The 13,878-nt window shown below is 68.1% G+C and carries 16 protein-coding genes; 10 read left to right on the forward strand and 6 right to left on the reverse strand.

The window, feature by feature from the left end:
- Positions 1-3: 3 nt before the first annotated feature.
- On the forward strand, positions 4-396 hold the full coding sequence (locus OG976_RS05345) for a Rieske (2Fe-2S) protein (RefSeq protein ID WP_328358888.1): 393 nt from the start codon (positions 4-6) through the stop codon (positions 394-396).
- Positions 393-1,286 (forward strand): alpha/beta fold hydrolase, encoded by an 894-nt coding sequence (locus OG976_RS05350; RefSeq protein ID WP_328358891.1) that lies wholly within the window; start codon positions 393-395, stop codon positions 1,284-1,286. The genes OG976_RS05345 and OG976_RS05350 overlap by 4 nt, the downstream gene beginning before the upstream one ends.
- Positions 1,287-1,300: 14 nt before the next feature.
- Here OG976_RS05350 and OG976_RS05355 read toward each other — a convergent pair whose 3' ends face one another.
- Positions 1,301-1,774 (reverse strand): hypothetical protein, encoded by a 474-nt coding sequence (locus OG976_RS05355; RefSeq protein ID WP_328358894.1) that lies wholly within the window; start codon positions 1,772-1,774, stop codon positions 1,301-1,303.
- 53 nt (positions 1,775-1,827) lie between these two features.
- Between OG976_RS05355 and OG976_RS05360 the strand changes: the two genes are divergently transcribed.
- The 8 genes from OG976_RS05360 (at position 1,828) to OG976_RS05395 (ending at position 9,069) form a co-directional block, all read left to right on the forward strand.
- Entirely contained in the window at positions 1,828-3,135 is a 1,308-nt protein-coding gene (locus OG976_RS05360) for an NADH-ubiquinone oxidoreductase-F iron-sulfur binding region domain-containing protein (protein ID WP_328358896.1), read from the forward strand.
- A gap of 8 nt (positions 3,136-3,143) precedes the next feature.
- Positions 3,144-3,428, forward strand: coding sequence for a ferredoxin (locus tag OG976_RS05365; protein ID WP_328363175.1), 285 nt, complete (start codon positions 3,144-3,146; stop codon positions 3,426-3,428).
- Positions 3,425-5,083, forward strand: a complete 1,659-nt coding sequence (locus OG976_RS05370) for a thiolase C-terminal domain-containing protein (protein WP_328358898.1) — start codon at positions 3,425-3,427, stop codon at positions 5,081-5,083. Before OG976_RS05365 ends, OG976_RS05370 begins: the two co-directional genes overlap by 4 nt.
- Complete coding sequence (locus tag OG976_RS05375; protein ID WP_328358901.1) at positions 5,080-5,958, forward strand: alpha/beta hydrolase; 879 nt, start codon at positions 5,080-5,082, stop codon at positions 5,956-5,958. The genes OG976_RS05370 and OG976_RS05375 overlap by 4 nt, the downstream gene beginning before the upstream one ends.
- On the forward strand, positions 5,958-6,776 hold the full coding sequence (locus tag OG976_RS05380; RefSeq protein ID WP_328358903.1) for an NAD(P)-dependent oxidoreductase: 819 nt from the start codon (positions 5,958-5,960) through the stop codon (positions 6,774-6,776). The genes OG976_RS05375 and OG976_RS05380 overlap by 1 nt, the downstream gene beginning before the upstream one ends.
- Positions 6,773-7,582, forward strand: coding sequence for an NAD(P)-dependent oxidoreductase (locus tag OG976_RS05385; protein ID WP_328358905.1), 810 nt, complete (start codon positions 6,773-6,775; stop codon positions 7,580-7,582). Before OG976_RS05380 ends, OG976_RS05385 begins: the two co-directional genes overlap by 4 nt.
- Before the next feature lie 96 nt (positions 7,583-7,678).
- Positions 7,679-8,881: a cytochrome P450 gene (locus tag OG976_RS05390; RefSeq protein WP_328358907.1), complete on the forward strand. Its 1,203-nt coding sequence runs from the start codon at positions 7,679-7,681 to the stop codon at positions 8,879-8,881.
- Positions 8,878-9,069 carry a ferredoxin gene (locus OG976_RS05395; RefSeq protein ID WP_328358910.1) on the forward strand — a complete coding sequence of 64 codons (192 nt, stop codon included), beginning with the start codon at positions 8,878-8,880 and terminating at the stop codon, positions 9,067-9,069. Before OG976_RS05390 ends, OG976_RS05395 begins: the two co-directional genes overlap by 4 nt.
- A gap of 4 nt (positions 9,070-9,073) precedes the next feature.
- On the opposite strand, the gene OG976_RS05400 is transcribed toward OG976_RS05395, so the two are convergent.
- From OG976_RS05400 to OG976_RS05420, 5 genes are all read right to left on the reverse strand, one after another.
- Entirely contained in the window at positions 9,074-9,580 is a 507-nt protein-coding gene (locus OG976_RS05400) for a hypothetical protein (RefSeq protein ID WP_328358913.1), read from the reverse strand.
- The gene (locus OG976_RS05405; RefSeq protein WP_328358916.1) at positions 9,577-10,215 is read right to left on the reverse strand and encodes a TetR/AcrR family transcriptional regulator; all 639 of its coding nucleotides are present in this window, start codon (positions 10,213-10,215) and stop codon (positions 9,577-9,579) included. Before OG976_RS05405 ends, OG976_RS05400 begins: the two co-directional genes overlap by 4 nt.
- A gap of 98 nt (positions 10,216-10,313) precedes the next feature.
- Positions 10,314-11,462 carry an acyl-CoA dehydrogenase family protein gene (locus tag OG976_RS05410; RefSeq protein WP_328358919.1) on the reverse strand — a complete coding sequence of 383 codons (1,149 nt, stop codon included), beginning with the start codon at positions 11,460-11,462 and terminating at the stop codon, positions 10,314-10,316.
- 11 nt (positions 11,463-11,473) lie between these two features.
- Positions 11,474-12,619 (reverse strand): thiolase family protein, encoded by a 1,146-nt coding sequence (locus tag OG976_RS05415; protein WP_328358921.1) that lies wholly within the window; start codon positions 12,617-12,619, stop codon positions 11,474-11,476.
- Between the two features lie 13 nt (positions 12,620-12,632).
- A complete protein-coding gene (locus OG976_RS05420; RefSeq protein ID WP_328358923.1) occupies positions 12,633-13,847 on the reverse strand; it encodes a CaiB/BaiF CoA transferase family protein in 1,215 nt (404 codons plus the stop codon).
- Positions 13,848-13,878: the final 31 nt, after the last annotated feature.

Here is a 13,878-nt window from a genome sequence, read left to right on the forward strand (position 1 = left end):
CACATGACGAACTCTGACAAGCAGCCCCGCCTTGCCCAGGGCCGGGAACACGTGGTGGCCAGCGTCGACGAAATCCCGCCCGGCACACACAAGTTGGTACCGATCGGACGGCACGGCGTGGGTGTGTACAACGTCAACGGCACCTTCTATGCCATCGCCAACTACTGCCCCCACGAGGGTGGCCCGCTGTGTTCAGGGCGCCCGCGCGGCCGCAATATCGTCGACGAGAGCGTTCCCGGTGACGCGGTGATGGTCCGCGACATGGAGTTCATCTACTGTCCATGGCACCAGTGGGGGTTCGAACTCGCCACCGGAACCACGGCGGTCAAGCCCGAGTGGAGCATCCGCACCTACCCCGTTCGCGTGGTCGGCGACGATGTGCTCGTGATGGCATGAACGCGCCCCGACTCCGTGATGACGAACATGTCATCGAGATCAACGGCGGCAACGTCGTCTACGAAACCCTCGGCGAGCGCGGCGAATTCATCGCCCTGACCCCCGGCGGGCGGTACAGCAAGGACATCGAGGGCCTGCGTCCGCTCGCCGAGGAACTGGTCAAGGGCGGTTACCGGGTCCTGCTGTGGGACCGGCCCAACTGCGGCAAGTCCGACCTGCAGTTCTACGGGCAGAGCGAATCCCACATGCGCGCCGAGACGCTGCACGGCCTGATCACCGGGCTGGGTATCGGGCCGTGTGTGATCGCCGGCGGCTCGGGCGGTGCCAGGGACTCGATCCTGACCACCATCCTCTACCCGGAGATCGCCACCAAGCTGGTCACCTGGAACATCGTCGGCGGGGTCTACGGGTCGTTCGTCCTGGGCTCCTACTATCTGGTCCCCAGCATCCTGGCTGTCCGCGGCCTGGGCGTCAAAGGCCTTCTGCACGTGGATGAGTGGAAGGAACGGATCGCCGAGAACCCGGCCAACAAAGACCGGATCCTGGCGATGGGCGCCGACGGGTTCCTCCGGGTGATGTTGCGCTGGCTCAACGCCTTCGTGCCCAAGCCCGGCCAGGCGATCCCCGGTGTCGACGACGAACTGTTCGGCGACATCACGGTGCCCACGCTCATCATCCGCGGCGGCGAGAACGACTGGGACCACCCCAAGCGCACATCGCTGGAGGTGAACTGCCTGATCAAGGGCTCGACCCTGATCGACCCGCCGTGGCCCGAAGATGCCTGGGAGCGCGCCGGTGAGGACCGGGCCTCGGGGAAGGTCAAGCACTTCAACATGTTCGACACCTGGGTGCAGGCGGCTCCGGCCATCCTGGACTTCCTCGGCCGATGACAGCCATGTCCCGCTCAGACCGTGCGGATGTGCACCTCACAATTGGTGGACGCCTCCAGCGCGGTATGCACCCGGCTCTCCGGGATACGCGCCATGTCGGCCTTGTGCAGCGTCACATAGATGACGTCATATCCGTCTTCGCCCGCGGTCCGGTCGATCTGACCGCTCAGGCCGAACCCGGCGAGCACCCCGCGGGCATCCTCGTCGGTTCCCCGGCTGACGTAGGTCAGCACGCCCGCAGCGGGCTGCGTGCCGAAAGCGTTGGCGCACAGGGTGATCGCCACCCGCTGAAGCTCGTGCGGATCGGGGCCGGTCATCAGCATCTCGGCCTCGCGGCGGCCCCGCGGCATCGCGGCGATGTTGTTGTCCAACAGGTCGATACCGGATTGCGCCGCCAACGTCCGCAGCGCCGCCACCCCTGCGCTCAGTTGATCCGCGGACAGCTCGCCGGACGGATCGACATCGACGCGAACAACAGCCGTTCTCATGCGCATCAGCCTAGCGATCACGCGCTGTGCGCCCGAATCAGAAGAGGTGACCGATGAACGCGACTGCCCAGGCTGGCACGGCCGTGACCGTCGCCGCCGCCCCCGGCATCACACCCCGGCTGGTGCGGCTACCGGCGACGGTCGAATCCCACAGTGTCTATCTGGCCGGCGGCGGATATGCGTTGCTCGACAACGTCGAGTCACTTCTGGGTGACGTCGAGCGGTCCGGGCTGTTGGGCCGCGGCGGCGCGGCCTTCCCACTGGCCGTCAAACTGCGCACCGTGCGCGCCGCACACCTGCGGGGGCACGCCACCGTGGTGGTGGCCAACGGCGAGGAGGGTGAACCCGCCTCGGTCAAGGACCGCTGGCTGCTGCGGCACCGTCCGCACCTGGTGATCGATGGGGTGCGGCTGGCGGCGCGGGTGGTCGGCGCCCAGCACGCCTACGTCTACGTGTCGGACGCCGCGGCGGCGACCGCGGTCGACGCCGCGCTGACCGAGGTCGGCTTCGACACCCTCGGCGGCCTGGAGATCTCGGTCGTCACCGTCAGCCCCGGCTACGTGGCGGGAGAAGAGACCGCGGCCGTCCGGGTCATCAACGGCGGGCCGGCCAAGCCCACCGACAAACCGCCACGGCCGTTCCAGCACGGTGTCGCCGGCCACCCCACGCTGGTCAGCAATGTCGAGACGCTGGCCAACCTGCCCTACCTGCTCGCTCACGGCGCACCGCAGTTCCGCGCCGCCGGGACCGAAGCCTCCCCCGGGACCTTTCTGGTCACCGTCACCGGCGCCGGGCGTCCCCCGGCCCTCTACGAGATTCCACACGGCCTGCCCTTCACCGAACTCCTCGGATTGCATGGGGTTTCACCGGATTCGGTGCGCGGAGCCTTGATGGGCGGCTACTTCGCCGGACTACTGAACCGGTCGGTGCTCGACACCACCCTGGACCACGAGACCCTGCGCGCACTCGGCAGCGGCCTGGGGTGTGGCGCCATCGCGATACTCACCGACGAGTGCCCGGTGGCGGTTGCCGCATCTGTTCTGGCGTACTTCGACCGGGAGAATGCCGGGCAGTGCGGGTCGTGTTTCAACGGCACGGCGGCGATGGCTGCGGCCTGCGGCGCACTGCGCGACGGCGCGGCCGACGCCGAGGACGTCGCACGTCTGCGTCGGTGGTCGCAGGTTCTCCGGGGCCGTGGTGCGTGCGCGACCCTCGACGGCGCCGCCAACGTCGCCGCCAGCCTGCTGGTGCAGTTCCCCGATCTCGTCGAGCAGCACCTGACCGGCGGGTGCGAGACCTGCCGGACGGGTGCATTCACAGCCCAGCGCCCCTTCGAGGTGGAGACGGTGGCCCGCTCATGAGCAAGAACATGCGAATTCGACTCGACCGCACCCTGTGTGACGGCTTCGGCGTCTGCGGCAAGCACGCGCCGGAGTACTTCTCGCTGGACGACTGGGGCTACGCCTCGCTCATCGGCGACGGCACCGTGGCCGACGGAGATCGCGACAGCGTGCTGCGCGCACTGTTCGATTGCCCGGTGCACGCCATCATCGAGATGAGCAGCGACGAGTTCGACGGCGAACAACCGGCCGCGGGTGCGCCGCCGTCCGACGAAGCCCCGGTGTTCGAGGCCCGCTGGGGCTTCGCTCAGTGAGTGGCGGCGGAACTCGCGCCCCGCTGCCGCAGATCACCGCGGAGAACGAGTTCTTCTGGACGGCCGGCGCCGACGGTGTTCTGCGCATTCAGGAATGCAGGGGCTGCCAGGCATTGATCCATCCGCCGCAGCCGGTGTGCCGCTACTGCCGCAGCCGCGACATGGGGGTGCGGGATGTCAGCGGCGTCGCGGTGCTCTCGGCGTTCACCGTCAACCACCGGTTCGCCATTCCTGGCTTGGCCGCGCCCTACGTCGTCGCACAGGTCGCGATTCGGGAAGATCCGCGAGTCCGGTTGACCACCAACATCATCGACGCCGATCCCGACGAACTCGAAACCGGCCAGCTGGTCGAGGTGGTCTTCGAGAAGAACGACGACGTGTACCTGCCGCTGTTCCGGCCGGTGACACCCACGCAGTTCGGCGAGCAACCGACCGACGAGATCGCGCCGCAGTCCTTCGCGACCCACGTCCGGCCGTCGGTGAGCGCGAGCAAGTTCGAGGAGCGCTCGGCGATCACCGGTATCGGGGCCTCGCGGCTGGGCCGCCGGCTGATGGTGAATCCGCTGTCGTTGACCATCGAGGCCTGCCAGGCCGCCGTGGCCGACGCGGGTCTGACGTTCGATGACATCGACGGGCTGTCCACCTATCCCGGACTCGACATCGCGGGGATGGGCGAGGGTGGTGTGACGGCGCTGGAGGGCGCTCTCGGCCTGCACCCGACCTGGATCAACGGTGGCATGGACACCTTCGGCCCCGGCGGATCGGTGATCGCGGCGATGATGGCGGTCGCGACCGGTATGGCTCGGCACGTGTTGTGCTTTCGGACGTTGTGGGAGGCGACCTTCCAGGAGCTGCTCAAGCAGGGCAAGATGGCCCCGCCCGGCGGTGCCCGCACCAGCAGCTGGCAGATGCCGTTCGGGGCGACCTCGGCGGCCCACACTCTGGCGCTCAACGCCCAGCGCCACTTCCAGCGCTACGGCACCACCCGGGAGACGCTGGGCTGGATCGCGCTGAACCAGCGGGCAAACGCCGCGCTGAACCCGACGGCGATCTACCGTGACCCGATGACCATGGACGACTACCTGTCGGCGCGGCCGATCACCACGCCGTTCGGCCTCTATGACTGCGATGTCCCCTGCGACGGCGCCGTCGCGGTGATCGTCTCGGCGGTCGAGGCCGCCCGCGATATGCCCCGCACGCCGGTGTTGTTCGAGGCGGTCGGCACCCAGATCCTCGAACGCACCGACTGGGACCAGACGACGATGACGCATGAACCGCAGGTGCTGGGCCAGTCTGCCCACCTGTGGTCGCGAACCTCGTTGCGGCCCAGCGACGTCGATGTCGCCGAACTCTACGACGGGTTCACCTTCAACTGTCTGTCCTGGATCGAGGCACTGGGCTTCTGCGGCATCGGCGAGGCCAAGGACTTCCTGGCGGGTGGGACGAACATCGCCCGCGACGGGGTGCTGCCGCTGAATACCCACGGCGGTCAGCTGTCCCACGGCCGCACCCACGGCATGGGCCTGATCCATGAGGCGGTCACCCAGTTGCGCGGCGAGGCCGGTGAGCGTCAGGTCCGCGACGCCAAGGTCGCGGTCGCCAGCAGCGGCGGGCTGACTCCAAGCGGCGTGCTGCTAATGCGGGTGGACTCGTGAGCGAGCTGCCCGCTCCGGTACGCCGGGTGGTGCCGGTCGACGGCATCCCGATGTCGGGGCTGTTCGCCGAGGCCGACGACCCCCGGGCCGTGATCATCGCGCTGCACGGCGGGGCCTCCTCGGCGGCCTACTTCGACTGCCCGGGCCATCCGGATCTGTCGCTGTTGCGGTCGGCCGCAGCAGCGGGTTTCAGCACGGTCGCCCTCGACCGCCCGGGCTACGGCACCAGCGCGTCGTACGCCGACCAGATGTGGGATCCGGCCCGCCGGGTCGAACTGGCCTACGCCGCTGTGGATGCCGTTCTCGGGCAGCGGCCCCGCGGGGCAGGCCTGTTCGTGATGGCCCATTCCAACGGCTGCGAGCTCGCACTGCGGATGGCGGTGGCCGACCGCGGCACCGACGTGCTGGGGATCGAGGTCGCCGGAACCGGTGTGCGCCAATATCCTTCGGCCCGCGAGATTCTCAAGCAGGCCACCGCCACGCACCGCCCCGCCGGGCTGCGTGAACTGATCTGGGCGCCCGCCGAGTTGTATCCGGCCGATGTCGTCAACGCCGTCGGCGGTACCGGTGGGCCGCCCCAGGACGGCGAGATCTCGACGCACTGGGCCCGCCGCGACTTCCCGGAACTCGCGGCCCGGGTGAGCGCCCCGGTGCGCTTCACCGCCGCAGAGCACGAGCGGGTCTGGGACTCGACCCCCGAAGCGCTCGCCGACATCGCCGCACTGTTCACCGCGTCGCCACGCGTCGAGATCAACCAGCAGGCCGGCTGCGGCCACAACCTCAGCCTGGGAGTGGCTGCGGCGCACTACCACTCGGGTGTCCTGTCATTCGTGCAGCAGTGCGTTGACGCCGATGTCAAGGAGGAGGCCGGCTAGTGCGGGTGGGATTCATCGGACTGGGTAGCCAGGGCGCACCGATGGCGCGCCGAATCGTCGACGGCGGCTTTCCGACCACACTGTGGGCGCGCCGTCCGGAGTCGCTCGAGCCGTTCGCCGACACCGCGGCCACCGTGGCGGCCTCGCCGAAAGAGTTGGCCGCGGCCAGCGATCTGGTGTGTCTGTGCGTGGTCGGTGACGCCGATGTGATGGATGTGGCCACCAGGGCCGACGGCGTGCTGGCCGGGCTGCAACCCGGGGGTGTCATCGCCGTACATGCCACCGTGCACCCCGACACCTGCCGCGATCTGGCAACGCGCGCTGCCGCCCAGGGCGTGGCGGTGATCGACGCACCGGTCAGCGGGGGCGGTCCGGCCGCCGAAGCCGGCACGCTGCTGGTCATGGTCGGCGGCGAGGACGCCGTTGTGGAGCGGGTGCGCCCGGTGTTCGCGACGTATGCCGATCCCATCGTGCATCTCGGCGGCCTGGGCTCCGGGCAGGTCACCAAGCTGCTCAACAACCTGTTGTTCACCGCGCATCTGGCCACCGCTGCCAGCACGCTCAAACTGGCCGAGGAGCTGGGGGTATCACCTCAAAAGCTGGCCGAGGTGATCGCCAAGGGAAGTGCCGGAAGCTTCGCGTTGAACGTCGTGGCGGGACGGGGCGGTGATCTCGTCGAGCTCGGGAAGCTCGCGGGGACGCTGCTGCAGAAGGACGTCCGGCTGGTCACTGACCTTGCGGAGAAGGCGGGCGTTCGCCCCGGCGCCGTTCTGGACGCCGCGGACGCCACGCTGAGGATGATGGACCACCCGCGATGAAGGTCGGCTTCGTGGGCGCCGGCCGGATGGGCGCTCCGATGGTGAGCCGCCTGACCGCGGCGGGCCACCACGTCACCGTGCTGGCCCGCAGTCCCGAAAAGCGCGCGGCACTGAGTGATTCGGGGGCATACCCCGTCGGCGACCTGACCGCTGTCGCCGCCGATGCCGAGGTCGTGGTGGTGTGCGTCTTCACCGACGAGCAGGTCCGCCAGGTCTGTCTCGACGACGGACTGATCGCCGCCATGGCGCCGGGTTCGGTGCTGGTGCTGCACACCACCGGCAGCCCCCGCACCGCCGAAGCGCTGGCTGAGCGTGGCCGTGGCGGCGGAGTCGTCGTCGTCGACGCCCCGGTCAGCGGCGGCCCGCACGACATCGCCGCGGGCACAGTGACCCTGTTCGTCGGCGGTGACGAGGACGCGGTGAAACAGGTACGCCCGGTGCTGTCCAGCTACGGCGAGCCCGTGCTTCATGTCGGCCGCCTCGGCGGCGGACAACTGGTGAAGCTGGTCAACAACACGCTGTTCGCCGCCCAGATCGGCATCATCGCCGAAGGCGTGCGCCTGGCCGGCCGGCTCGGTGTGGACGAGTCGACCCTGTTGAGCGCGCTGCCCCACGGCAGCGGTACCAGCCGCGCCCTGACCAGCATCGCCGCGGTCGGCTCAGCAGCCGGGTTCATCGCTGCCGTCGGCGAGTTCATCGGCAAGGACGTCGCCGTCGTCCGAGCAACCGTTGCCCAGCTCGGTGGCGATCTCGGACTGCTCGACGACGTCGTGAACGCCGGTGTACCGAGTCCGAATATCTCATGATTCGACCGTCTCGAGCCCTCCCGTCCGTCACCCTATTAGCGTTACGATCGTCGAAAAATCCGTAACGTCACGACCCCCGCCTCAGAGGAGAACTCAATGTCCCAGGCCGAACTCGTCTTCGACCCCTTCTCGGAGGAGTTCTTCAACAACCCGTTCGACATCTACCGCCGGATGCAGGACGAGGCACCGGTCTACTACCACCCGGAGATGGACTTCTACGCCCTGACCCGGCACGAGGACGTGGCCGAGGGCCTCAAGGATCATGAGACGTTCTCCTCGGCCCGGGGTTGTGACCTGGCCATGGTGAAAGCTCCTGAGCCGCCGCCGAAATCGATCATCTTCATGGATCCGCCCGAGCACCGGCACATGCGCAGCCTGCTGAACAAGGCCTTCACCCCCCGTGCCGTGCAGGAGCAGCGCGAGACCGTCGTCGAGCAGATCGACCGGTTCCTGGCCGCGGTCGATCCGGACAACTTCGATGTGGTGCAGGACTTCTCCGGCCCGTTCCCGGTCGAGGTCATCACGCGGATGGCCGGCGTACCCGAGGAGTACCGCCAGCAGGTTCGCGTCTGGATCGACACCTCATTGCACCGCGAGCCCGGCCAGATGGAGATGGGCGAGGCCGGCATGCAGGCCAATATCGAGACGGCCATGTACTACTTCGGCCTCGTCCAGGAGCGCCGGGAGAACCCGCAGGACGACATGATCAGCCGCCTCATTGCCGCTGAGATGCCCGACGACGACGGCAACCTCCGCAAGCTCGACGATATCGAGATCTGCGGTTTTGCAACACTTCTGGGTGGCGCCGGTGCCGAGACGGTGACCAAACTGCTCGGCAATGCGGCGGTGATCTTCGCCCGCAACCCCGACCAGTGGCAGAAGCTGCTCGACGATCGCAGCAAGGTTCCTGCCGCCGTCGAGGAACTACTGCGCTACGAAGGTCCGGTGCAGTACAACGTGCGGTACTCGTTGAAGGAGAAGACGCTGCACGGCGTCACCATCCCGGCGGGCAAGCCGGTCTTCATGATCGGCGCGGCGGCCAACCGCGACCCGCGGGCCTTCACCGACGCAGACACGTTCGACATCGAACGTGACCGCACCGAGGCGCAGAACCTGGGACTCGGGTATGGCATCCACAGCTGCCTGGGCGCCGCGCTGGCCCGTATGGAGAGTGCGCTCGCGCTGGAACGGCTGCTCGATTTCATGCCGCGCTACGAGGTCCAGTGGGATCGTCTCGAGCGTGTTCACATGCAGAACGTCGCCGGCTGGCACAACGTTCCGGTAAAGGTGTTGCGATGAAGATTGAAGTGGATTTCGGCCTGTGCGAGGCCAACGCGATCTGTATGGGCATCATCCCCGAGGTGTTCCAGGTCGACGACCAGGACTATCTGCACGTGCTGTCCGACGAGGTCACCCCGGACAACGAGGCGCAGATTCGCGACGCGGTCCGGCAGTGCCCCCGGCAGGCGATCTCGATCGTCGAGTGACGCGCTAGCCCGCCGGAACCAGGTCGGCGCCGATCGGCGGGCAGCTCATCGCACCACAGCGGAACTTCTCGACCGGTTCGACGGAGAGGTCGGCCACCTGAGCGGCGGCCAGCGCCTGGGCCTTGAACACTCGGGCGGCCGCACTCAGGCGATGCTGGACGCAATCGACGCCATGGCCCGGCCACTCCGGCTGCGCGTCACCCCACATCGCCACCTCGGTCATGCCGTGCTCCAGTGCGCGCTGCACTCCTTCGCGCACCCGGGCGTCGCGACCGATGAGGTCGGAGGCGACCGCGAGCGCCTGCGGGTGCGGTTGGTCGTCACCGGCGGCGATCACCGACTCGTAGTCGACGGTCTGCGCGCCCAGGATGGACAGCGGGCGGATGTCGTCGGCGTCCGGGATCAGGACGTTGACGTCCCAGCCGGCCATCACCCGATCGAACATCCAGCCGCCGGCATACCGGACCGCCTCAGCCACCGAGGGGGCGACGATGTCGAGCCGGTACCTCATGATTCGGCGACCGGCGCCAACTGACTCGCCAGCGATCGGGAATACTCCCGGAACACATCGGTCAGCGGTATCGAGGGATCGAGTAGCCATGAGGTCTCCATTCCATTAACAAATGCCAGTATCTCCACGGCCTTGACGGCCGGGTTCACGTCTTGTCGGTAGTGCCCGTCGGCCTGGCCGGCCCTGATCCGGTTGGCGATGATCTTCACCGCGTCGCGGTAGCGCGAGACCAGGCGATCGTGCAGGGGGGCGTCGGGAGCGATGTTCTCGGCCATCAACACCGCGAAGGTGCCGACCAGTTCCGGTGAGCGCTCGAAGCGTTCGGCCGCGCTGGCGATCGCCTCGGCCAGGTCGCCGGTATGCAGATCGGCGTGCTCGACGTCGTCGGCGTCGCGGGCGTCCAGCACGGCGTGCAGCAGCTGTTCCTTGGATTCGAAATGGTGCAGCAGACCGGCCGGGGTAACCCCGGCCGCCTTGGCGATCTGAGCCAGCGTGGTGTTACGCCAGCCGTTGCGGGCCAGCAGGCGTTGCGCGACGTCGAGGATCAGCTGCTTGCGGTCCTCGCCCTTGGCCAGAAGGGTGGCGTATGGGCGCTGAGCGCTTGCGCGAAGAGCCGACGATTCTGTCGCGGTCACCGGGCTCCCTTCGCGCCAAAACCAACCTAGTGAACACACAGTAGGTTGGTTTGGCGCGTGTGACAAGGGTCTCAGACAGAGAAAATTCGAGGCGCTTCCTAGAGCCCTAACGACTTGGCGATGATCACCTTCATGACCTCGCTGGTGCCGGCGTAGATGCGGGCCACCCGCGCATCGGTGTACAGCCGGGCGATCGGATACTCCATCATGTAGCCGTAGCCGCCGAACAGTTGCAGGCAGCGGTCCACCACCCGCTGCTGCATCTCGGTGCAGAACAGCTTCACCCGGGCCGCGTCGGCACCGCTCAGATCACCCTCGACGTGCAGGGCCACCGCCCTGTCGAGCATCGCCTGGGCGGCCTCGACCTCCGTCGAGCAGGCCGCGAGTTCGAACTTGGTGTTCTGGAACGAGGCGACCGGAGCGCCGAACGCCTTGCGGTCGCGGGTGTAGTCGATCGCGGCGGCGATGGCCGAGCGGGCCTGGGCCACCGATCCGACGGCGACCGTCAGCCGTTCCTGCGCGAGGTTGTGCCCGAGGTAGGAGAAGGCCTCGCCCTGGGCGCCAAGCACATTCGCCGCGGGCACCCGCACGTCGACGAAGGACAGCTCTGCGGTGTCCTGCACCTTGCAGCCCATCTTCTCCAGCTCGCGGCCGCGGGTGAAGCCCGCCATCCCGTCCTCGACCACCAGCAAGGTCAGCCCCTTACGCCGGTTGTCCGGGTCGGTGGAGGTGCGGGCGACGACGATCACCAGGTCGGCCTGCATGCCGCCGGTGATGAAGGTCTTGGCGCCGTTGAGAACGAAGTGGTCGCCATCCCGAACTGCTGTGGTGCGAACACCGGCAAGGTCGGAGCCGGTGCCCGGCTCGGTCATCGCCACCGCGGTCAACAGGGTTCCGTCGGCCAGACCGGGAAACCAGCGCTGTCGCTGTTCGTCGTTCGCGTAGTGCAGGAAGTACGGCAGGATCACCTCGAGTTGGGTGCGCACCGTCGACAGCGTGACCAGTGCGCGGGCCGCCTCTTCCTGGAGCACGACGTTGTAGCGGTAGTCGGGAATCCCCGCACCGCCGTACTCCTCGGGAATGGCCATCCCGAGCATGCCCAATGCGCCCATCCGCGTGAAGACGTCGCGGGGCATTCGGCCGCCCTTCTCCCACGCGGGATAGTGCGGGACCACCTCCTTCTCGACGAAGTCGCGGGCGAGTTCGCGAAAGGCCTCGTGGTCGGATGTGAACAGATCGCGACGCATCGCTCCCCCGGTCAGTTGATGAGCTCGACGACGGTTGCGTTGGCGGTGCCGCCGCCCTCGCACATCGTCTGCAGGCCGTACCGAATATCGTTGTCGCGCATGTGATGCAGCATGCGGGTCATCAGTACGGCACCGGAGCCGCCCAGCGGGTGGCCCAGCGCGATCGCGCCGCCGAGCGGGTTGAGCCGTGCCGCGTCGGCTCCAGTCTCGGCCAGCCACGCTAGCGGAACCGGCGCGAACGCCTCGTTGACCTCGAAGACGCCGATGTCGCCGATACCCAGCCCGGTCTTGGCCAGGACCTTCTGCGTCGCGGGGATCGGCCCGGTGAGCATCAGAACCGGATTGGCGCCGGCCACCGCGCCCGCGACATAGCGCGCGATCGGCGTCCAGCCTTGTGCGGCAGCATGTTCGGGGGTCGTGACGAGCAGGGCCGCCGCACCGTCGGAGATCTGCGAGGAGTTACCGGCGTGGATCACCCCGTCATCGGTGAAGGCGGGCTTGAGCGCGGCGAGTTTCTCGGCGGTGGTGCCCCGCCGGATCCCCTCGTCAGCGGAGACGGTGCCGCCGTCGGTGGGGACCGCCACGATCTGGTCGCTAAAGGCACCCCGGTCCTGGGCGGCGGCCGCGAGTTCATGGGACCGCGCCGAGTACTCGTCGACGTCGGTGCGTGAAAAGCCCCACTGCTGGGCGATCATCTCCGCCGAGAGGCCCTGGTTGAACGAGAAGTCGTCATACCGGGCAAGCACTTTGGGCCCATAGGGCATTCCGGTGGCGCGAGCCGATCCGAGCGGGACGCGGCTCATCACCTCCACGCCGCCGGCGACCACGACGTCCTGCTGGCCGCTCATCACCGCCTGCGCGGCGAAATCCAATGCCTGCTGGCTGGATCCGCAAGCCCGATTCACCGTGGTACCCGGGATGGACTCGGGCCACCCGGCGGCCAGCACCGAGAACCGGCCGATATTGCTGGACTGGTCGCCCACCTGGGACACACAACCCCACACCACGTCGTCGACGGTCGACGGGTCGAGGCCGGTCCGGTCGACCAGGGCACCCAGCACGACGGCAGACAGGTCGGCGGCATGCACCCCGGACAAACCACCGTTGCGTTTGCCTACCGGCGTGCGCACCGCCTCGACGATCACCGCTTCACGCATGACTGCTCCTCTCTCACGCGATGACTCCCTGCTCGCGCAGTCGGTCGATCTCGTTGCCGGACAGGCCCAATTCGGTCAGTACCGCATCGGTGTGCTCGCCGAGGCCGGGCACCGGGCCCATCGGTTGTTCGTATCCGTCGATAATCGGGGGCGGCAGGATCGCCTGGATCGGGCCTGCCGAGGTCTGCACCGTACGCCAGCGGTCGCGTTCGCTCAGCTGAGGATGGGTGAGCACCTCGCCGGGAAGGTTGTATCGGGCGTTGCCGATGCCGGCGGCGTCGGCCACCTTCTGGATCTGCGCGAGATCACGGGTGGCACACCAGTTCTGGATCGCCTCGTCGAGGACGTCCCGGTTGGCCACCCGATCGGAATTGGAGGCGAACCGCGGGTCGTCGGCGAGGTCGTGCCGGTTGATGATCTCGCGGGCCAGTCGCTGCCACTCCCGGTCATTGGTGGTGCCCAGCACGACGGTCTGGCCGTCGGACGTCTGATAGGCACCGTAGGGAGCCACCGCCGGTGAGCTCATACCGAGGGGCTGCTGGTTGATTCCGGAGTGCTGGGCGTAGGTCAGCGGATAACCCATCAGGTCGGTCATGGTGTCGAACAGGCTCACGTTGACCGCCCCGCCGCGGCGGTCCCGGTTATCCCTGGAGAACAGCAGCGCCATGATCGACAGCGCCGAGTACAGCCCGGTGGAGATGTCGGCGATCGGCGGCCCGGGTTTGGCCGGCATCCCGGGATAGCCGGTCACCGCGCACGACCCGGACTCGGCCTGCGCCAGCAGGTCGTAGGCCCGCTTGTTCGACAGCGGGCCGCCCGAGCCGTAGCCGTCGATCTCGACGGCGATCACATCGGGGTGCCGCTCGCGCAACTGCTGCGGCGAGATGCCGAGCCTGGCGGTCGAACCGGGGGCGAGGTTGGACACCAGGGCATCGGCCCCTTCCAGCAGCCGGTGCAGGATCTCAAGGCCCGCTGCCGATTTCAGGTCCAGCGCCACCGACTCCTTGTTGCGGTTGGCCCATACGAAGTGGGCGGCCAGCCCGCCGGGACCGTTGACGACGTCGTCGTAGTGGCGCGCGAAGTCACCCCCCGCCGGGTTCTCCACCTTGATCACGCGGGCGCCGAAATCGGCGAGGACACGGGTGCACATCGGCGCGGAAACGGCCTGCTCCAAGGCCACGACGGTGACACCGGCGAGTGGGGGCGCCGGTGTGTCAGCAGAAGACATCAGATCACCATACGGTCGGCCGCGGCGACGG

The sequence above is a fragment of the Mycobacterium sp. NBC_00419 genome, from assembly GCF_036023875.1.
Lineage (GTDB): Bacteria > Actinomycetota > Actinomycetes > Mycobacteriales > Mycobacteriaceae > Mycobacterium.

Coding starts and splice junctions, on each gene's coding strand:
- OG976_RS05345 (WP_328358888.1), top strand. CDS start 4: ATGACGAACTCTGACAAGCAGCCCCGCCTTGCCCAGGGCCGGGAACAC.
- OG976_RS05350 (WP_328358891.1), top strand. CDS start 393: ATGAACGCGCCCCGACTCCGTGATGACGAACATGTCATCGAGATCAAC.
- OG976_RS05355 (WP_328358894.1), bottom strand. CDS start 1,774: ATGAGAACGGCTGTTGTTCGCGTCGATGTCGATCCGTCCGGCGAGCTG.
- OG976_RS05360 (WP_328358896.1), top strand. CDS start 1,828: ATGAACGCGACTGCCCAGGCTGGCACGGCCGTGACCGTCGCCGCCGCC.
- OG976_RS05365 (WP_328363175.1), top strand. CDS start 3,144: ATGCGAATTCGACTCGACCGCACCCTGTGTGACGGCTTCGGCGTCTGC.
- OG976_RS05385 (WP_328358905.1), top strand. CDS start 6,773: ATGAAGGTCGGCTTCGTGGGCGCCGGCCGGATGGGCGCTCCGATGGTG.
- OG976_RS05390 (WP_328358907.1), top strand. CDS start 7,679: ATGTCCCAGGCCGAACTCGTCTTCGACCCCTTCTCGGAGGAGTTCTTC.
- OG976_RS05395 (WP_328358910.1), top strand. CDS start 8,878: ATGAAGATTGAAGTGGATTTCGGCCTGTGCGAGGCCAACGCGATCTGT.
- OG976_RS05400 (WP_328358913.1), bottom strand. CDS start 9,580: ATGAGGTACCGGCTCGACATCGTCGCCCCCTCGGTGGCTGAGGCGGTC.
- OG976_RS05410 (WP_328358919.1), bottom strand. CDS start 11,462: ATGCGTCGCGATCTGTTCACATCCGACCACGAGGCCTTTCGCGAACTC.
- OG976_RS05415 (WP_328358921.1), bottom strand. CDS start 12,619: ATGCGTGAAGCGGTGATCGTCGAGGCGGTGCGCACGCCGGTAGGCAAA.
- OG976_RS05420 (WP_328358923.1), bottom strand. CDS start 13,847: ATGTCTTCTGCTGACACACCGGCGCCCCCACTCGCCGGTGTCACCGTC.